Source organism: Fodinibius salipaludis, assembly GCF_002287075.1.
GTDB classification, from domain to species: domain Bacteria; phylum Bacteroidota; class Rhodothermia; order Balneolales; family Balneolaceae; genus Fodinibius; species Fodinibius salipaludis.
This window is the reverse complement of record NZ_NSKE01000004.1, coordinates 240380-261087: the sequence shown is the minus strand read 5'-3', so window position 1 is coordinate 261087 and position 20708 is coordinate 240380. Positions and strand designations below refer to the sequence as shown.

Annotated in this window: 15 protein-coding genes and 1 tRNA gene; 6 read left to right on the top strand and 10 right to left on the bottom strand. The window is 44.2% G+C overall.

What is annotated here, in order from left to right; all coding sequences use genetic code 11:
- Positions 1-76: 76 nt before the first annotated feature.
- Together ftsH and CK503_RS07070 are read right to left on the bottom strand one after the other, a co-directional pair.
- Entirely contained in the window at positions 77-2083 is a 2007-nt protein-coding gene (gene ftsH, locus CK503_RS07075) for an ATP-dependent zinc metalloprotease FtsH (protein WP_095606092.1), read from the bottom strand.
- 181 nt (positions 2084-2264) lie between these two features.
- Positions 2265-2337: transfer RNA gene (locus tag CK503_RS07070), tRNA-Lys, on the bottom strand.
- A 146-nt stretch (positions 2338-2483) separates the two neighbouring features.
- On the opposite strand from CK503_RS07070, the gene CK503_RS07065 reads away from it, so the two are divergent.
- From CK503_RS07065 to CK503_RS07040, 6 genes are all read left to right on the top strand, one after another.
- The gene (locus CK503_RS07065; RefSeq protein ID WP_176466240.1) at positions 2484-3464 is read left to right on the top strand and encodes an MBL fold metallo-hydrolase; all 981 of its coding nucleotides are present in this window, start codon (positions 2484-2486) and stop codon (positions 3462-3464) included.
- 78 nt (positions 3465-3542) lie between these two features.
- A complete protein-coding gene (locus CK503_RS07060; protein WP_095606090.1) occupies positions 3543-3941 on the top strand; it encodes an HIT family protein in 399 nt (132 codons plus the stop codon).
- A complete protein-coding gene (gene aroQ, locus CK503_RS07055) occupies positions 3938-4366 on the top strand; it encodes a type II 3-dehydroquinate dehydratase (RefSeq protein WP_095606089.1) in 429 nt (142 codons plus the stop codon). Before CK503_RS07060 ends, aroQ begins: the two co-directional genes overlap by 4 nt.
- Before the next feature lie 115 nt (positions 4367-4481).
- Entirely contained in the window at positions 4482-5954 is a 1473-nt protein-coding gene (locus CK503_RS07050; protein WP_095606088.1) for a lipopolysaccharide biosynthesis protein, read from the top strand.
- A 102-nt stretch (positions 5955-6056) separates the two neighbouring features.
- The gene (locus CK503_RS07045; protein ID WP_095606087.1) at positions 6057-6866 is read left to right on the top strand and encodes a LabA-like NYN domain-containing protein; all 810 of its coding nucleotides are present in this window, start codon (positions 6057-6059) and stop codon (positions 6864-6866) included.
- 259 nt (positions 6867-7125) lie between these two features.
- On the top strand, positions 7126-8805 hold the full coding sequence (locus CK503_RS07040; RefSeq protein WP_095606086.1) for a formate--tetrahydrofolate ligase: 1680 nt from the start codon (positions 7126-7128) through the stop codon (positions 8803-8805).
- Positions 8806-8916: 111 nt separating this feature from the next.
- Here the strand turns inward: CK503_RS07040 and mdh are convergent, their stop codons facing one another.
- The 8 genes from mdh to CK503_RS07000 all read right to left on the bottom strand — a co-directional run bounded on the left by mdh (position 8917) and on the right by CK503_RS07000 (position 20672).
- Positions 8917-9873 carry a malate dehydrogenase gene (gene mdh, locus CK503_RS07035; protein ID WP_095606085.1) on the bottom strand — a complete coding sequence of 319 codons (957 nt, stop codon included), beginning with the start codon at positions 9871-9873 and terminating at the stop codon, positions 8917-8919.
- Positions 9874-10043: 170 nt separating this feature from the next.
- Positions 10044-10916, bottom strand: coding sequence for an NAD(+)/NADH kinase (locus tag CK503_RS07030; RefSeq protein ID WP_095606084.1), 873 nt, complete (start codon positions 10914-10916; stop codon positions 10044-10046).
- A 4-nt stretch (positions 10917-10920) separates the two neighbouring features.
- The gene (locus CK503_RS07025) at positions 10921-12426 is read right to left on the bottom strand and encodes an ABC transporter substrate-binding protein (RefSeq protein WP_095606083.1); all 1506 of its coding nucleotides are present in this window, start codon (positions 12424-12426) and stop codon (positions 10921-10923) included.
- Positions 12427-12453: 27 nt separating this feature from the next.
- Complete coding sequence (locus CK503_RS07020) at positions 12454-13665, bottom strand: D-alanine--D-alanine ligase family protein (RefSeq protein WP_095606082.1); 1212 nt, start codon at positions 13663-13665, stop codon at positions 12454-12456.
- A 120-nt stretch (positions 13666-13785) separates the two neighbouring features.
- Complete coding sequence (recQ, locus tag CK503_RS07015) at positions 13786-15966, bottom strand: DNA helicase RecQ (protein ID WP_095606081.1); 2181 nt, start codon at positions 15964-15966, stop codon at positions 13786-13788.
- 152 nt (positions 15967-16118) lie between these two features.
- Positions 16119-18956 (bottom strand): carbamoyl-phosphate synthase large subunit, encoded by a 2838-nt coding sequence (gene carB / locus CK503_RS07010; protein ID WP_095606080.1) that lies wholly within the window; start codon positions 18954-18956, stop codon positions 16119-16121.
- An 80-nt stretch (positions 18957-19036) separates the two neighbouring features.
- Entirely contained in the window at positions 19037-20155 is a 1119-nt protein-coding gene (gene carA / locus CK503_RS07005; protein WP_095606079.1) for a glutamine-hydrolyzing carbamoyl-phosphate synthase small subunit, read from the bottom strand.
- A 313-nt stretch (positions 20156-20468) separates the two neighbouring features.
- Positions 20469-20672 carry a CPXCG motif-containing cysteine-rich protein gene (locus CK503_RS07000; protein ID WP_095606078.1) on the bottom strand — a complete coding sequence of 68 codons (204 nt, stop codon included), beginning with the start codon at positions 20670-20672 and terminating at the stop codon, positions 20469-20471.
- Between the last annotated feature and the right edge of the window lie 36 nt (positions 20673-20708).

The following is a 20708-nucleotide window of genomic DNA, read 5'->3' as shown; positions in this document are numbered from 1 at the left end:
AGCGTGTGATGGCTATTCCATAAATGAATACTGAATACATTCATACAGATTTCCATAGTCAGGAAGAATATATCAGTTATTCCTCTTCGTCAGCAGGTTCCTCGTTCTCTTTTAACTTAGTTTCATTTTTTGCTTTCTCTTGATCACTTTCTTCGGTCTCAGCCGTTTCTTCTTTTTCTGCTGATCCATTTAGCCATTCCATCACTTTTTTGCCGGATACTTCTTCATGTTCAATAAGTTCATCGGCCAGTTTGTCTAAGATACCCCGATGTTCTGTAATAGCGGTCATGGCACGATCATACGCCTCTTTGAGTATTCTGAGGACCTCTTCATCTACTTCACGGGCGGTATTCTCACTGTACTCCTTGGAACTACCCATCTGCTCACCCAAGAAAACTTGTTCACGCTGGCTTCCGAAAGCGATGTTATTAAATTTATCGCTCATACCCCAGTCGAGCACCATCTTACGTGCCAGTTTTCGTATCTGCTTGAGATCATTTTCGGCACCGCTGGTAGCAGTATCAAAAATAAGATTTTCTGCAGCACGTCCGCCCATCATCACAGCCATACGATCGAGCATGTATTTCTTCTCATACAAATACTTTTCTTTATCCGGCATCTGCATAGTCACACCCATAGCCTGACCCCGTGGAATTACGGTTACCTTGTGGATGGGATCGGTATTAGGTAATACCGCCGCTACAATAGCATGGCCGGCTTCGTGGTAGGCTAACAGTTTTTTCTCATGGTCAGTAAGTCTGATGCCTTCACGTTTCAGTCCCATCATCACTTTATCACGAGCTTGATCAATATCTTGCTGTTCTATGGCTTTCCGTTTGTATCGGGCAGCAATAAGCGCAGCTTCATTGAGTAAGTTTTGGAGATCAGCACCACTGAAGCCCGGGGTTGAACGGGCAATTTCTTCCATATCTACATCATCCGAAATTTTCTTGTTTTGAGAGTGGATTTCCAGAATTTGCTCGCGGTGTTCCTGTGTGGGCAGATGTACGGTAATCTGTCGGTCAAAACGGCCGGGGCGCAGCAATGCTTTATCTAAAATATCGGGACGGTTGGTTGCGGCCATTACTACTACGCCTTCATTCTTCTCAAATCCGTCGAGTTCGGAGAGTAATTGGTTAAGTGTCTGCTCTCGCTCGTCATGGCCGCCGCCGAGTCCGGCACCACGTTTACGACCGATGGAATCAATTTCATCAATAAAGATGATTGCCGGTTCTTTTTCTTTGGCTTTGTTGAACATGTCGCGAACACGCTTGGCACCAACACCGACAAACATCTCCATAAAGTCAGAACCGGTAATCGTAAAAAATGGTACGCCCGCTTCGCCGGCCACTGCCCGTGCAAGTAATGTTTTACCGGTACCGGGAGGGCCTACCATCAATAGGCCGCGAGGGAGTTCTCCACCTAACGAATCAAATTGTTCAGGATCTTTCAGGAAGCTGACAACTTCCTGAAGTTCCGTTTTAGCTCCTTCAAGTCCGGCCACATCATCAAATGTTGTGTTGACCGTTTCGGCATCCTGCAGTTTTGCTTTGCTTTCCCCGATCTTGAACATATTCTGTCCCTGCATGCGCATTTGTCGGAAGAATTGGAAGCCGATCATGATGAGGAAAATAAGAGGCAATCCCCAGAGCAGTACCGTCCACCAGTTGAAGTCACTTTTGGGACGTGTTTCTACCTTAACCTCCTGTTCCTCGAGCATGCTCATTAATTTATCATCCCCAAAAGAAGGAAGATACGTATTGAAACTTTGGTAGTGGGTAGTGTCGTTTTCGGCGGCTTTGAGACGTGTTGCTTCTTTAAGATCTCCGGTGACCTGTTCACCTTGAATAACAACCTTCTCGACATTGCCGGAGGTGATTTGATTACGAAACTCGCTGTAATCAATAGTGGGAGGTCCACCAAAGAGTCCACCGCTTTGCGAACTGAATAGCCAAAAGCCAAACAGTGCTGCTAAGACAATCCAGTAAAAGGTATACTGATGCTTGCCGCCGGGGCCTTTAAGTCCTTTATTCTTTTTTTGATCGTTTTTGTTCGGGTTTTGCTTCTTCTTATTCTCGGCCATAAAAACGAATTAAATGAAATCAACTAAAGTTGGGATAAATATGTATCACATTCAACGAAAGTTAACGGTATTTAAATTCCAAGATTCTTTAACCGTCTTACTTTTTTACTCTGGAATATACAAAAAAAGCCTCTGAGGCTATCAACCAGCAGAGGCTTAGAGAGAGTTTCTTTACATATTGTGAGTCGGGAGGGGATCGAACCCACGACCCACGCCTTAAAAGGGCGTTGCTCTACCAACTGAGCTACCGACTCTCGGGTCAAAAACAGATTCCAAATATACGGATTTCGACTAACTAATTTCAAGGAAAAAACGAGTAAAATTTTATTTCTTTGAAATTTGGAATAAAGGCAGAGTAAATTGGTCGATTTCGGTAAAAAAATGGTACCTTCAACGTATTTTGAAATTTAAATCAATAAGTGTGTTACGCCCCGATATCTTAAAAAAATATTCCATTTATCCTATTAAAATTCCCACTCCATTTGCCGTGGGCGATGTTTTTAGTTACCTGGTAAAGGACGAAAAAAACGTACTGGTCGATACTGGTCAATATACTGATGAAGCCTTTGAGTGTGTTCGGTATCATTTAAAAAAACAGGGCTTATCAATTGAGAACATTGATGAGATCTGGCTAACGCACGGGCACCCTGATCACTACGGACAGGCAGCCCGGCTTGCTGATCGTGCGGGAGCAACGGTATTCGGACATCCTCTTGAGAGATCGAACTTTGGAGGTAATAATGATGCCGACTTATTTGAAGCCTTTTTCCAAAAACATAGTATCCCTGAAGATCATATTCAGAATATGGTGAATCAGCTGGATTGGCTGCAACAATTTCAGTTAGCTATTGAACCTGAATGGGTTCAAGATGGCGAGCTGCTTAATAGCGGAGACCTTTCGTTCGAAGTTGTACATACGCCTGGCCATGCTCCCGGTCATATATCATATATAAGTGACAAGGGAATAATTTTTGGTGGCGATCTATTGCTTGGGCATATCAGCACCAATGCCTTAATTAATTTTGATTCAGAAACAGATCAACGGAACAGAAGCTTATTGCAGTATCGTGAATCGCTGGAATGGATCCGCGAGCAGGGAGGGCTGGTGCTCCCCGGTCATGGAGAAATAATAGAAGAAACTACATCCGTTGCTGACCATCACCTTGGCGAACACCAAAAACGATATCAGAAAATTAAGCAGTTGTTGCGTGAGGAGCCTATGACGTTATTGGATTTGTCGTATCATATTTTTGAAGATGCTATACAAAAGGGTGCCCTGTTTCTTGTTTTGTCAGAAGTGCTGGGTTACCTGGATTGGGGAATTGATGAAGGAGTAATCGAAGTGGATGAGTCAAAAATGGAGTATCGGATTACGAATTAGGAATTACGAATTAAGAATTTGATAATTGAAGGAGTAATAACAAGCTTCCAGTAATTGCTAACCACTAACCCGTAAATTATGTCTACGATTTTTACGAAAATTATTGATGGTGAAATTCCGTGTCACAAAGTAGCTGAAACCGATAGTCATATCGCTTTTTTGGATATTAATCCCATTGCCGAGGGACACACTCTGGTGGTTACTAAAAAGGAGGTTGACTACTTTTTTGATCTGTCGGATGAGCTAATGCAAAGCACCATGGCGGTATCCCGGCATATTGCGAAAGCAATTGATAAAGCTTTGAATCCGCTGCGGACCGGCGTTATTGTTCAGGGGTTGGAAGTGCCGCATGCCCATGTGCATTTGATCCCCTTATATAAAGAGAATCAGGTGATGGCGCTGGGACACAATGTGTCGGTTACCGATGAACGAATGATTGAGCTGAAAGAGAATATAGCAGCTGAGGTATCGCTATGAAAATATCAGTTCTTAACGGCCCCAATTTGAATATGCTGGGTAAGCGTGATCCCGAGCAGTACGGCACCGACACGCTGGAAGATATTGAGCAGTTGCTTATCGATTCTTTTCCGGAGCATGAAATGACCTTTTTTCAGAGTAACCTGGAGGGGGAGCTGGTAGAGGCTATTCAGTCGTTTATGGAAAGTGATTTTGATGGAGTCATTGTTAACTTCGGAGGGTTTTCACATACTTCTGTTGCTATTCGTGATGCGTTGGATTTAATTGATATCCCCATTGTAGAAGTGCACCTGTCAAATATCCATGCCCGCGAAGAATTTCGGGAGCACACGCTAACAGGAGCAGTGGCTGATGGCATTATTACCGGATTTGGGAAACAAAGCTATCTGCTTGGGGTACATGCTCTTGAAAAGCTGGTTAAATAAATAGGTGAATATCATATCGAGCAAAAGCGAAAAATCTAAAGTGATAAATTTTAACAGGGTGTCATCCTGAACTCGTTTCAGGATCTGTAATAGAGTTATGAAATAATAGTATCCATTGAAAAAGTTACGAGAATTACTTTCTGATACGCTTGTCTACGGGATCAGCAGTGTGCTGGCTCGTTTTATTGGCTACCTGTTGGTACCGCTGCATACCGATGTTTTCCCCACGTCGGAGTATGGAGTAATAAGTTTAGTGTATGCCGGCCTTGCGTTCCTGAATGTAGTGTTTACGTTTGGGATGGAATCGGCCTATCTCCGTTATGCCAAAGATCGTGACCAAGCCAAAAATGTGTTCAAAACTCTGCAGATGGGATTGGGAGCACTTTCTACCGTGCTGGTTGTATTACTCGTTTTTCTTGCTCCCGTACTAATGCCGGCGATGAGCCTGGAATCTACCGGAAGCGAAAACCTGTACTGGATGATGCTGGGTATCCTCTGGTTTGATACGATGGTATTGGTACCTTTTGCTGAACTTCGATTAGTCCGCCGCCAGTGGTTGTTTGCTATTTTTAAAACCGGCAATATTTTGGTGAATGTCGGACTACAGTTTTACTTAATACTCGGACTTGGGTGGGGTATTGAATCAGTATTTTTTGCGAGTCTTATAGCTTCGGGCTTAACAGCAATTGCGCTCTGGATTGCCACAGCCCCTATGCTTTCGGGAAATTGGGATACACCCGTATTCCGCAAAGCCCTTAGGTTTGGATTACCCTTCGTTCCTGCGGGACTTGGTTATGCCATAAATGAAACGCTGGACCGTTTTTTCTTGGGTAATTACCTGTCGCAATCTACGGTAGCCGAGCTATATAGCCCTGATATGACATCCGATGATGTAGTGGGGATTTATAGTGCCTGTTATAAATTGTCGGTATTCATGCTGTTATTGGTTCAGATGTTTCGGATGGCGTGGCAACCCTTCTTTTTGCGTGAATCTGATGATCCCGATGCTCCGGAGCTTTACCGTGATGTGTTTAGATACTTTAACGTAGTTGCCGGAATATGCTTTTTGGTAGTGGCCCTGTTTGCCCAGCATATCGTCCAGATAAAAGTACCGGGGCTCGATGTCTATTTGGTGGGCGAACAATACTGGTCAGGCCTTAGCATTGTGCCGGTGTTATTGGGAGCTTACTGGTTTCAGGGTTGGTATATGAACTTTTCGGCCGGTATTTTTATCGAAGAAGAAACAAAAATCCTGCCCGTTATTACGCTTATCGGAGCAGGGATAACCGTAGTCGCCAACCTTTTGCTGATTCCTCATTTTGGAATGATGGGATCGGCTTATGCCACCTTCCTGAGCTATGCTTCCATGGCGATGATGCTCTATTACAAAAGTGTACAAGTATATCCCGTCAACTATCAACTGGTGCGCACATTTCTGATGATGCTGATTGCCGCCCTTTCATTATATGCCCTGCCTTATGCAATAGGATGGATGGAGTCGGAATGGACAAGTCGCTTCCTTATGTTAATTATAGGGAGTGCAGGAATGGTCTTGTTAGCATTACCAAATTATTTAAAGAAAAGATAGACCATTTTCCCGTATAGTCTTTTTTAATTATTAAATGGGATTTCCTGCCTTGCTTGAAAATTATTGATCAAATAATTCCTAAAACTATTTGGTGATATTATTATGAAGGGCAAAGTTGGTATCTATGTTGACGCGGTAAATGTAACTATGAACGGCGGTTTTGGTCTTCGGTACGATGTTCTGCGCAAGTTTGCATGTCGTGATGGGATGTCTCCATCTCGAATGAATGTATATCTGGCTTTTGATGAGCAACGAGCCGAAGAAGATCAAGACTATAGAAATAAAACCACTCGTTTTAGTGAAGTACTTCGTGATTTTGAGTACAAAGTTATAAAAAAGCCTGTACAGTATTATAGGGATGAGGAAACCCAAGAGACGATAACGAAATCTACGGTCGATATGGATATGGCAGTAGATATTATAACACAGGCGGATAACTTGGATAAAGTGGTGCTGTTGACAAATAATGGAAGTTATGTTAGTGTGGTTGATGCTGTTCAGCGGAAGGGTACGCGTGTTGAGCTAATCGGTTTCGATGATATGTCGGCCAATCTCAAAAAAGAGACCGATGTTTATATTTCCGGTTACCTTATTCCGGGTCTTCTGCCGATAGAGTCGCCCTACGGCTGGGGAGAAACGGGCTCCAAGGTGCGGGGAGTTTGCTATGATTTCTCTCATGAGGACGGCTATGGTTTTCTGCGTTTTCTAACAGATATAGGAGAAAATCTATGGATCACCGATTCCCGCTTTGAGGAATCTCCCTACAGTACGGTTTTTGCACATATCTCTCAATTCGAAGATAACTTCGACACGGATTTTTTACCCAGCCGCGATCTTATCTTTGAATTCGATCTTGTTGAAAATGATAAAGGTTTGGTAGCTGAAGATATTGTGTTGATATCAGCTCCGTAATCTGGTCTATGAAATTTATTAGTATTGGTTTTGAGTAACTATTGGGAGAATAGACTCCCGGGAAAATGGGAGCGAGTGAGGGGGGGATGGACGTTTTAAAATCAATAGGTACTAATTAAATATTGCGCTTTAATACTTTTCTTGTTAGCCTCATTATTAAAATAAAAGACTCTTTTGTCTATAATATGACATGCTACTAAAGCCTGAAATTGTTTGAATAAGGCAGGTGGTATTGGAGTCCCAATTAACCAATATTACAATGGAAGAAAGTATTAAGATAGCGCAGGATGCCCCTCTCAATCACATGCGTCAGTTTATGGCTGATCTTGAGCTGGATGAAGAGAACTTTGAGTTTTACGGAAAGTATACCGGAAAAATTCGACTGAATGTTTTAGAAAAATTCAAAGATCGTCCCGACGGTAAGCTTATTCTCGTTACGGCAATGACACCAACACCTGCGGGTGAAGGCAAAACATTGACATCTATCGGATTAAGCCAGGGATTACAAAAAATAGGCAAGAAACCGCTTGTTGCCCTTCGGGAACCCTCACTCGGACCCGTGTTTGGTATTAAGGGCGGGGCCGCGGGTGGTGGTTATTCGCAGGTAATACCGATGGAGCGAATTAATCTTCATTTCAATGGGGATATCCATGCCTTGTCAACGGCTCATAATCTGTTGGCGGCGATGCTTGATAATCATATCTACAAAGGAAATGAGCTGGATATTGACGTAACGAATACCCTCTGGAACCGGGCGATGGATATGAATGACCGCGCCCTGCGGAATACCGTCGTGGGACTGGGTGGGAAGGTGAACGGTGTGCCTCGTGAGTCCAGCTTTTTAATTACGGCGGCCTCAGAGATTATGGCTATTCTGGCATTGGCTACTTCGCGCGAAGATCTTAAGGAGCGGCTCGGTAAAATTGTGGTAGGATACAACCGATCAGGTGAAGCAGTAAGGGCTCGTGATCTGGAAGCGCATAAAGCAATGGCCGTTGTTTTAAATGAGGCGATAATGCCTAACTTGGTGCAGACCCTCGAACATGTGCCGGCCCTTATTCACGCTGGACCGTTTGCCAATATCGCTCACGGCACAAGTAGTATCTTAGGTAATAAAATCGGGCTTAAGCTTGCGGATTATGTAGTGACGGAAGCCGGTTTTGGGGCTGATCTCGGTGCAGAAAAATTCTTCGATATTGTTTGTAGAACATCTGATATATGGCCATCGGCAGTAGTACTTGTAGCGACCTGCAGGGCAATAAAATTCCACGGCGGATTATCAGTAGAGCAGGCTCAGAATGGATATAATGATCCGGAGGTTTTTGAAAAAGGATTGGAGAACCTGCGTGCTCATATCGAGAATATGAAAAAGTTTAAGACACCTATTGTAGTAGCTGTCAATAAGTTTGAGGGTGATCGCGAGGATGAAATTGATCGCATATATGAATTCTGTAAGGAAATGGGCGTAGAATGTGCGGCCCACGAAGGATTTGCCAAAGGTGGTGAAGGAGTAACAGAATTGGCTAAAAAAACGGTTGACCTTACTGAGAGTAATCTGAATCCGAAGAAGATAACACTGTATGATTTGGATGAGCCGGTGGAAGAAAAAATTTACACCATTGCTACAGAAATTTATGGCGCTGATAATATCTACTTAGAGAAAAAAGCGCTTAAGAACCTGGCAAAATATAAGCGGCTTGGATACGGTGACCTTCCTATTTGCATTGCAAAGACGCAATCGTCGCTTTCCGATGATTCATCATTGAAAGGTGCGCCTAAAGACTTTACGCTTACTGTAACGGATGTACAATTATCGGCCGGAGCTGGATTTCTGGTAATAATTTGTGGAAATATGATGCTTATGCCGGGACTGCCCAAGCGTCCTGCAGCAGAGGATATGGATGTGAATGATGACGGAGTTATTACCGGTCTGTTTTAGGCAACCGTAGGACTTATATGGGATAAAATGAAAAAGGACTCTGCTATGGTCGGCAGAGTCCTTTTTGTAAATGCAAGTAGTGAGGGCCTTACGTCCTCAATTTATTGCGATTTATTTGTCCATCAGCTGACGGAATTCTTTAAGTACAGAATGTACGTGATCAGCCGATTCATCTAAAAGTTGTTGTTCTTCGTCGTTTAAGTCAACCTCTATTATTTCTTTAATCCCACCTTCGCCCAGCTTAACGGGTACGCCAAGAAACAGATTTTCCTGTCCATATTCGCCGTTTAAGTGAGCTGCACATGGGAATACGCGGTTTTGATCGAGCATAATCGCTTCTACCATTTGTGCGGCAGCTGCGCCCGGTGCATACCATGCAGAAGTACCCATCAGGTTGACAAGTTCACCGCCGCCTCCTTTGGTACGGTCGACAATTTCTTCAAGTTTATCTTCATCAATAAACTGAGTGATTGGCATACCGCAAACAGTGGTGAAGCGGGGAAGGGGCACCATCGTGTCTCCGTGTCCGCCAAGCAACAGTGCTTGAATGTCTTTTGGGGATACACCAATTTCTTCGGCAAGGAACGAGCGATAGCGAGCCGTATCTAAAATACCGGCCATACCCATCACGCGGTTTGAGTCGAATCCGCTGGTTTCGAGGGCAACTTGTGCCATCACATCAAGGGGATTGGAAACAACAATAATGATTGTGTTTGGAGAATGCTTTACGAGCTTTTCCGTAACATCCTGAACAATATTAGCATTAATTTCAAGCAGGTCGTCACGACTCATGCCCGGCTTACGAGGTACACCTGCTGTTATTACGCAAACGTCTGATCCGGCTGTATCTTCATAATCAACTGTTCCGGTAAGTTTGGTATCAAACTGATGAATGGGTGAAGACTCCCACTGGTCAAGTGCACGTCCTTTAGATGGATAAATTTTATCTCCGTCTTTCTCTTGTACGATATCGACCATTACAACTTCTTTAGCAAAATCGCGTTGTGCTACGGCCATTGATACCGTTGAACCGACATTACCGCCGGCACCGACTACTGTTACTTTCATGAGACTAATAGTTTTGGGGGTTAAAAATTTCAGGTTTAAGATAATGTTTTATCTCCTGAATATCAGGCGTACTAAGTGTTTAAGTATGGAGATTGAGGAAGTGTTGGAGTGTTAGAGTTTGGTAAGTTCTGAAGTTACATATGCAAAACACTTCAATACTTGAGCACTCCCTAACTTTTCTGTCTTGAATCCATGCCCCACATCAGCTTGTTGCGGAGGGTTTCGAAATAGCTTTGATTGGGCAGTTCGATCAAATCAATAGTAAAGTTGGAACGCTTTATCTTGACCTCATAAGGGTAATCGGAGATCTCCTTTATTTGTCCGTCATAAGAAAACAGTACCTCATGTTCTTGTTTTTCGACGGTCACCTTTAGGAATTTGTTTGAAGACAGAACCAGCGGACGGGTTGTAAGTGTATGGGGATTAATAGGGGTTACTACCATCACATCTGTATTGGGCATTACAATAGGCCCGTCGGAGGACAGGTTATAAGCCGTAGATCCGGTTGGAGAGGCGACAATTAAACCATCCGCCCAATAGTTGTTGATAAACATCCCATTATACTCAGCACTCACGGTCACCATTGATGTGGAGTCCTTTTTGGAAAACAGGAATTCATTGAGGGCGTGATAGATATTATCCTGATTGTCTTTCGCCTCAAGCAGGTAACGTTTTTCGATGCGGTACTCATCATTAACAAGATGGTCGAGAGCCTGGTGTAGATTCTCCTTTTGAGTATAGGCCATAAAGCCAAGTCGCCCACTGTTGACGCCTAAAATGGGTTTTTGTATGCTTTTCATCAGACGAGCAGTGTAGAGCATCGTGCCATCGCCGCCAAGAGCGATGATAATGTCAGCTTTGTCGATGGCAGATTCTTCATCTTCAACTATTACGACCGAAGGATGATCTTTACCGTCATACAACTCTTTTAAATCTGAACAGAAGTAAACCTTTACTTCGTGTTCATCCGACCATGTTAACAAGTCAATAAAAGGTTCTTTAACGGAATATTTTTGGGGGTTTGCTATGACCGCAAATTTCATGATGCTAATTTATTTTGTCGAGAGTCGGAAGAAAAACACCACGTAAGTCAAGCCACCAACCGTATTGATTAAAATTGAGTCCCGCTATTTCATTACGTTGCAGTGCGGTGGGATGTACTCGAAAATGAAATAGCTCGGGGTAATCATTATTTAATCCATCCTTATTATCATGAATGAGGGGAGTATGCTGTGTGACCCATAGATCAATATTTTTTGTAGGGATACGCAGTTTAGTCATGTTCAGCTCCACGTTTTGGCGTCCCAATGTTTCTGCAAGGTTCGCCAGATAAGTTCGGGCAAACGGATCCTCAGAAAAAGCCGCATATAAACGCTCTTTAGTAAGAGTTGTACCTGATTGCTGCTGATTTGCAGTCGAATCAACAGTGATAATAGAACCGGGCAGTTGTTCAAAGTAGGAGGATGTATTGGAATAAGCCAAGTGTGATATGCGGTTTGCATCTTCATTAGTGATACCTGCACTTGGATTAGAGCGGATGACGATTTCATTAAAGTTGTCCCGTTTTGTCAATGTATATCGATCATTGAATCCCGTTTTAAGCATTCCTTCATCTGTGGCAACATTCTGTATCATGTTGGGCCCGAGTTCAGGGAGTAACTGGATATCACCCGACCCTATTTGTCGCATTAGTTTGGATTTGGAACTGCTTGTAAGAATATCAACCCTGTTTAGGCGAATAGTTGTGGCTGCATGATATTTCTGGGATTTAGCAAAAATATAGGCCGAATCAGCGGTTTGTGATGAAAGCGTAAACGGCCCCGTGCCAACGGGAGCAAAAGAATTTGATGTGGAAGCCACAGCCTCCCGCGGATAAATTACGGCATAGGGAGTAGCCAGCTTTTTTAAAAACTGAGGATCTTGCTCATGGAGTTCAAAAACAACGGTACTGTCATTTGGTGTTTGAATGCCTGATACCTCGGAGAGCGTCCGTTTTTCCAGTTCATAAACCTTGTGTTGCTCCTGATAAAAGGGCTCAAAACCTTTGATATCCCAAAACAACTTTGCAGCTGTGGGAGGGTTACCGAGTTTGGCCATTCGCTCAAAAACAAATTTTACATCACGGGCGGTAAGGCGTCGGCCGGTTCCGGTGTTAAATACATCACTGTCGTGATAGTAAATATTTTGCTTGAGGGTAAAAGTATAGGTTAGCGAGTCATTGTTGACTTCCCAACCTTTTGCTACGGCGGGAATGGTTTTTCCATCGGCATCCAGGCGGACGAGGCCTTCGTAAATCAGTTGCAGGGCTCGCATCGTCGCTCCATTATCTGCCAGCAGGGGATCAAAACTTGTGATGGATTGATATTCCCCGATAACCAGTTGTCGGAAATCGGAATCATCATCGCCGGTGGGATATTCTTCAGTGGTATCGGAAGGCGCCGAAACAGTGGGTTCATCTTCTATAACGATTGTTTCGGGCTGTTTGCATCCCCATAGCAGCAGTAACGATAAAATAAAGACAGGCAGATAATTCTGTGAGCTAAGTAATTTCATAATTCGAAAATTGTAGTTTGTAACAATTTATTTATCCGAAGCCCCTTGTTGTTGCGTTCCTTTTAAGCCTTTAATGCCTTTTACAGCTTTTTCATTCAGAAGGTTTGTATCATAAGAGCGAATACGTCCAACTTTCTTCTTATGCTGTTCGGTAGCGATATCGATTAACTTTAGCATTAATTCGCGCATATTCATTCCGCTTTCCTCCCAAAGATAAAACGAGAACGAGCCCGGAATGGTGTTGATTTCATTAAAATAGAGTTCTTCGGTATCCGCATTAACCAGGAAATCAAGACGGGCGATGCCCGAGGCTCTGAATAGTTTAAATATCTTTTCTGACAGCGACTGTATTTTTTGAGTCAGTTCATCTGAAATATCAGCGGGAATCTCACGATCGGCCGAAGCCATTCCTTTTTGGGATCCGTTGTCAGACTGATACTTATCCTCAAAAGAAAGCGTCTCATCCTCACCCAGAGGTCGCTCACATACGCTTGTTTGAAGGTCATGGGCCGTACCCAACACCGAGCAGTTAATCTCAAGGAGGGGCGATATAGCCCTTTCTACCATTAGGTTTTCATCGTATCTAAAAGCTGTTTCTATGGCTTCAATAAGCTCATCTTTGTGTTCGGCTCTGGAAACGCCAATACTGCTGCCAAGATTTACCGGTTTCAAGATGACGGGATAGCCAAGTTGTTCGGCAAATTTTAAAATCGATTGTTGGTCTTTAACCCATTCTGATTCATAGAAATCGAATCCCTCTACAATTGGGAGGTCATGGGCCCGGCAAATATCTTTTGCTTTTATTTTGTCCATTCCCAGGCTCGAAGCAAGAACGTTGCTTCCTGCATATGGAATATTGTACATTTCGCAAGTGCCCTGGAAGGCTCCATTTTCTCCCTCCGATCCGTGGAATGCCGGAATAAGAGCGTGGATAGTATAACTCTCGGGAGAACTGAATAATCCTTTTTTCTCTGTTTCTAACAGTACGGGTTGGCCTAAATTGTCATGGGAAAAGGTGCAGTGGGTAGCCTCCTCTTTAAGCTCGTCGAGATCCTGGTAGTTTTCCATTTCCAGAAGTAGATCGCCCGTCAGCCACCGTCCCGATTTTGAAATATAAAGCGGAATGATGTTGTAATTGGTTTCCTTCAGAGAGGCGATGACCTGCATAGCCGTAAGCACTGATACTTCGTGCTCCGGTGAAACACCACCAAATGCCACAACAAGATTGCGAGAACTCATAGAACAGTATTCAAATTTAGGTTAATACACCTCGAATGATAAGAAAAGATCACCTCAGATGTGATATAAATGGTTGGTAAGACCAAAGAATTGCGAACGAGTTTCGCCCGGAGCGTTATGTTACTTGTTGTTTTTGGCCATGTAATATAGCTGGATGATACGGAGTTCGCTATAGCTCACGTCTTTATCGAGTTCCGTATAAACTTTTCGCAGCATATGGGTGGGAACTTCATCCATAACTTCCAGTACTTCATCACGCTTACGGGTAGAAAGCGAAGAAGCTTTAACAATGCCTTCCGGACGAAGCGTATTTCCTTCCTTGAGGTATTTCTTTAGATGATTGATGATAGTGACATCCTTGACGCCAAATTGTTCGGCCAGATGATCAATTGATTTGCCGGCATTAAATTCTTTGCCGATTCGCTCATGTGGTTCACCGTACTCCTGCTGTTTCTCTTTTTTCTCCTGCAGCGATTCGGTGTTTTCTTCGATATCGTTGGCACGACAATATTTGTTGATGATTTTTAGAAAATCAGTGGCGTATTTTTTTAGTTTTACCGATCCAACACCATAAATGGGTGTTAAATTATCTTTGGACTGGGGATAGTAGTATGCCATTTCCATCAGTGTTGTATCCGGGAAAATAGCATGAGGAGGTACTGATTGTTCATCGGCCAGTTCTTTACGTTTCTTTCTCAGTTGCTCAAACAGGTCTTTATCATAATTGTTTTCAACATCGGCTGAGGTTCGATCGATAGCCTCATCATCAACAACAGTATCACTGCGGTCGAGTACTCCAAATACATTTTCTTTGCCGTCCAGTACCGCTTTTCCTTGGTCGCTGATACTCAGTGCTCCGTGTTGTTCCTCACGCCCCAGGTATCCCTGTTTAACTAATAACCGAGCCAGCAGAATCCAGTGCTCCTTAGCCCACTCGTTGCCAATATCATAAGTTGAGAGCTCATCGTGGCCGTTTTCTAATACTTTTTCTTTGGTGGATCCGCGCAGAATATCAGCAATATAATAGGCGTCAAATTCTTCGTTGGTACGGGCAATACAAGAGAGCATTTTTTGTGCTTGGACCGTCAAATCTTCTACTTCGGCATCCACCGACAAGCAGTTGTCACACATTCCGCATTCATCTTTTTCATATGTTTCGCCAAAGTATTTCATCAGCGGTACACGACGGCACTCATCGGTTTCCAAAAACTTCATAAGATCTTTGAGATGCTTTTCGGCCACCTCTTTTTCTTTGCCTTCTTTTTGATTGATGAAGTACTGAATCTTTTGCTTATCTGACCGACTGTAAAGAAGCAGGCAATCCGATCGAAGTCCGTCACGTCCGGCCCGACCGATTTGCTGATAATACGATTCGATATTTTTGGGCATATCGTAGTGCATCACGAAGCGTACATTGGATTTATCGATACCCATGCCAAAAGCAATAGTGGCTACGATAATAGAGATATCATCACGAATAAAAAGCTCTTGGTTACGATTGCGAAGCTTTTTTGATAATCCCGCATGATAGGGCTTGACGGAATGTCCTGCCTTTTTGAGCTCTACAAAAAGTTCTTCGACCTGTTTACGGGAAAAGCAGTAGATAATACCAGATTGTTTTTTTCGCGTATAGAGAAAGTCGAGTGTTTGCTCCACCGGATCATCTTTATCAGCTACTTTCAAGAATAGGTTTTTGCGATCAAAGCTGGCCAAAAAGGTATCGGACTCTTCAAATTCCAGTACCTCTTTAATGTCTTGGCGCACGCGCGGGGTGGCTGTGGCCGTAAGCGCTAAACATGTAGCATTGGGAAAGTCGTCCCGAACTTTGGTGAGTTCCCGGTAGTCGGGACGGAAATCGTGGCCCCATTCTGAAATACAGTGAGCTTCATCAATTGTAAACAGGTCAATATTTTGATTGGAAAGCAGATTGCGTGTCCGGTCCATTAGAAGCGTTTCCGGCGCGAGATACAGCATTTTTATCTCCTTGTTTTTTAATCGCTGTATGTTGTGCTCGTATTCTTGTTCGGTAAGCGAGCTGTTGAGATAAATAGCCGGAATATCATACTGTTGGAGCTGCTCAACCTGATCTTTCATCAGCGAAATAAGTGGTGATACAACGATGGTCAACCCATCAAAAAGGAGTGCCGGAATTTGGTAGCAAAGCGATTTTCCTCCGCCCGTGGGCATGATGACGAGCGTATCTTTCTCGTCCATGACGTTTGAAATAATATCCTCCTGCAGGGGACGAAAATCCTCAAAACCAAAAACGTTGTTAAGTTTGTTGCGCGCTTCTGTGATCATGTATCGCTGATAAATCTGATTTATCTGATTATACAGATAAAGTGGGTTATTAATTACTACTATTAAACCGTTTTAAAATAAAGGCTGTGAATACAGATGCCATCGCATTTGAGCGATGGCATCTGCTAAAAAGATAGGTAAATATAACGTTATTACTTGCTTAGATAAAGGTTTTTAAACTCGTATGGTTTTTTGAAGTGTTCATCGTTGAAATCCTCCATAAAGTAGATCGTTTCTCCGGTGGATTTCATCTCGGGACCGAGTTCTTTTTTGACCTCCGGAAACTTATCAAATGGGAATACCGGTTCTTTGATCGCCCATTTCTGGAGTTTGGAGGTTAAATCTTCTTTATCAAAGTCTTTGAGTTTGGCCCCCAGCATAACCTTTACCGCAATTTGTGCTTCGGGACGTTCTGTTGCTTTAGCAAGGAACGGAATCGTCCGTGTAGATCGCGGATTGGCTTCCAGTACATACACATCGTCGCCTTTAACGGCATACTGTACATTCAAGAAGCCTTTGATGTTCATATTTGAGGCAATTTTCTCGTGATACTTTTTGATCTTGTCAATGGCTGTATCGCTCAGCGAATAGGTCGGAATTACGGCTGTTGAATCCCCGGAGTGAACTCCGGCCGGTTCAATATGCTGCATGATACCTGCGATATGCATGTCCTCTCCGTCGTATACGGCATCGACATCTACCTCAACAGCATTTTCTAAAAACTTGTCGATGAGGAAGGCATTTTCGGGATGGGTGTCGAGGACGCGTTCGGTATAGAATTCGAGCTCTTCTTGCTTAACGGCAATACGCATTCCCTGTCCACCGAGCACGTAACTGGGACGAATGAGCACCGGGTAGCCAATACGATCTGCAATTTCGAGTGCGCCTTCCACGTCTTCGGCTGTTCCGTAAGAGGGGAAGGGGATGTCGAGATCTCGTAGAAATTCGGAGAACGATCCCCGGTCTTCAGCAAAGTTGATCATCTCGAAATCAGTTCCAAAGATCTTGATCCCTTCTTCGACAAACTTTTTGCCCAATTTTAACGCTGTTTGTCCACCTACCTGAAGGATGACGCCCTCGGGTTGTTCGTGCTCATAAATATCCATGACGCGCTCCCAGAATACCGGCTCAAAGTAGAGTTTGTCCGCAGTATCGAAATCAGTGGAAACGGTTTCGGGATTACAGTTGATCATAATGGCTTCGTAGCCCATTTCCTGCGCGGCCTGCACGGCATGCACGCAGGAGTAATCGAACTCAATACCCTGACCGATACGGTTGGGTCCGCTGCCCAGGATGATCACTTTTCTCTTGTCGGATACTTCACTTTCATTTTCACCTTCGTAAGCCGAGTAGAAATAGGGAGTTTCTGCGGGAAATTCTGCCGCGCAGGTATCTACGACTTTGAATGAGGGTTTTAGATTTAATTCATGTCGTTTTTTACGCACTTGCTTCTGGGTGACTTCGCCATTACTCTGGCTCAGCAGCCAGGCAATCTGTTCATCACCAAAGCCGGCTTGCTTAAGCTCAAACAGGTCATCTTTGCTGATGGTATCAAGCGATTGTCCCTCGGTGCGATTTTCGAGCGATACCATGTATCGAATTTGCTGCAGAAACCACGGGTCTACTTTGGTGATATCGGCAATTTCTTCAACCGAAGCGCCAAACTTAAAGGCATTGCGTATATTCAGCATACGATCCCAGTACGGCTTCTTGAGTCGTTCGCGGACCTCCTTGCGATCAATCTCGTTGTATCCGTCAGCACCCAATCCGGCACGACCAATTTCCAGTGACTGATAGGCTTTATTCAGCGCTTCAGGGAAATTTCGTCCGATCGACATCACTTCGCCCACCGCCTTCATTTGTGTGGTAAGTTCTTCATCCACATTGGGGAACTTCTCGAAGTTGAAGCGCGGAGCCTTCACAATGACGTAGTCGATAGATGGCTCAAAGCAGGCTGAAGTGTTTCCGGTAATGGGATTGGGCAGCTCGTCGAGGTTGTATCCCACCGCAAGTTTGGTTGCAATTTTAGCAATGGGGTACCCAGTTGCTTTAGACGCGAGAGCGGAAGATCGGCTCACGCGCGGATTAATTTCAATAGCGACAAATCGGTCACTGCCCGGCTCAACGGCAAACTGCACGTTACATCCTCCGGCGAAGGTTCCGATTGAGCGCATCATTTTAATAGCGGCATCGCGCAGCATCTGGAACTGCTTGTCGGTTAGCGTTTGGGATGGAGCTACGGTCACCGAGTCACCAGTGTGTACGCCCATCGGATCGATATTCTCAACCGTACAGATAATGACGACATTATCATTGGGATCACGCAGTAGTTCGAGCTCGTATTCTTTCCATCCGAAAATAGATTCTTCGATGAGCACGCGGTGTACCGGACTCATTTCCAGTCCGCGGCGAACTTTGCGTTCAAATTCGTCTTCACTCCATACGATACCTCCGCCGGCTCCGCCCATGGTAAAGGAGGGACGAATTACAATTGGCAGCCCCCCCAGTTCTTCCGTAATTTCTTTGGCTTCCAGCATCGATTCGGCAGCCCGACTTCGGCACTGCGGGATATCGATTTCATCCATTAGATCGCGAAATTGTTGTCGATCTTCGGTGATATCAACGGCATCAATATCCACGCCAATCACTTGAATATTATGTTCCGTCCAATAATTTTCCTGCTGTAGATTTCGGGTCAAGTTAAGTCCCGTTTGTCCGCCCATGGTGGGTAGTACGGCATCGGGATTTTCGATTTCCACAATTTCTTTGATGGACTCTTCGGTAAGCGGCTTCAGGTAAATTTCATCGGCCATCATAGGGTCCGTCATGATAGTCGCCGGATTGGAATTTATGAGCACTACTTCGTAACCGTCTTCGCGAAGTGATTTGCAGGCCTGTGATCCGGAGTAGTCAAATTCACATGCTTGGCCGATTACAATTGGTCCTGATCCGATGATAAGAATTTTGTTGATGTCGTCGCGTCGTGGCATTTGGCTTGTGGTGGTCTATTCGTGATAGATTATAATTTGAAGCGTTGAGGCGTATTGCGATACGCCTGTATCTATTAGATTTAAACGGGTTCGCCTTTTCCTTCTTTGATCATATCCAGGAATTGGTCAAAGAGGTAGCGAGAATCATGCGGCCCGGGCGATGCCTCGGGATGATATTGCACCGACATGCCGGGAAAATTCTTGAATCGCAGTCCCTCAATCGTACCGTCATTCAAGTTTTTATGTGTTACTTCCACTTTTGATTCGTCAAGGGCTTCTTCATCTACAGCGAAGCCATGATTTTGAGTGGTGATTTCGACTAATCCCGTGTCTATATTTTTAACCGGGTGATTGGCACCGCGGTGACCGACATACATTTTGGTTGTTTCGATACCTTCCGATAGTGCCATCAGCTGATGGCCAAGACAAATTCCGAATATAGGTTTGCCGGTTTCCTTGGCATAGTTCACTGCATCCAAAGCGTATTCGGCTGTAGCATCGGGGTCACCGGGACCGTTACTAAAGAAAAATCCGTCGGGATTCCATTGGTCGAGCTCCTCTTTGAAATCGCCTTTGGCGGGAAAAACGCGGAGCGTGCATCCCCGTTCAACTAAATTGTCAATAATACTTTGTTTTATGCCGTAGTCGAAGGCCGCCACTTTAAAGGGGCCGTCACTGTGAACCGTCTGGGGTTCCGGGCGCGTAACTTCAGTCGCCAGCTCAAGGCCGACCATATCATCCCAGTTTTTAGCTTTTTCCACCAATTTGTCTTCGTCGAGTTCAGTGGATGAGATAACGGCATTCATTACTCCTTTGCTGCGGATGTGGCGAACCAGCTTTCGGGTATCAATACCGGTGATACCGACCACTTCGTTGCGTTCCAAATATTCCTGTAGGTTGCCGTCGGCTTGTGAATTGCTGTGTTCCCACGAAAATGATCGGACGATGAGTCCGGCAATCATCACTTTTCGCGCTTCGTCGTCGCGGCTCATGGTGCCGTAATTCCCGATATGGGGATAGGTCATCATCATAAGCTGACCATAGTAGCTGGGGTCGGTAAAAATTTCCTGGTAGCCAACCATGCTGGTGTTAAAGCAAAGTTCACCGCCGGTGGTGCCTTTTTTGCCGATAGCAAAGCCGTGTTCGACGGTGCCGTCGGATAGAGCAATGATAGCTTTATCTCTGGGATAGAGTGACATAGTGAGGGTGTATTGGTTTTGTAGAATTAAAGTTTAGACATAAAAAAAATCCGACTAACAAAAAGTCGGATTTTAAAAAAGGGAATGGAATGTGAGATTTCCGAATCGAAGTGCCGTTCGGAAACTTTTTGAGGCAGTTGAGCCTGCCCCCTACTTCAAATTTCGTAGATTGGTAGATCAAAAGTGTACTTTTAGACCATCAAGATTTCAAAATTTGTGCGCTTTTATTCAGCTTCAGCGCAAAACTGTGGAAAGATACAAATCCAAAACTCTATTTTCAACGGGAGTTTTCTATAAGTTTTGAGGTGTTTACTTACTGAGCCTGCCGACCTTGGATGATGAATTCTTCATTCCATTGATCATAGGAAACAGAAAGTTCATTCGGGCGACAGCAAACCTGGCAATCTTCAATATATTTTTGCGTCTTACCTTGGGAGGGATCGACGAAAGTGTGGTTAACTTCTCCACAATACGCACAACGAAATTCAGTTCCCTGGGATTTTCCTTTATGTTTCATCAAGTTGTAAGTTTGTGAGTGTTGAAATTACACTTA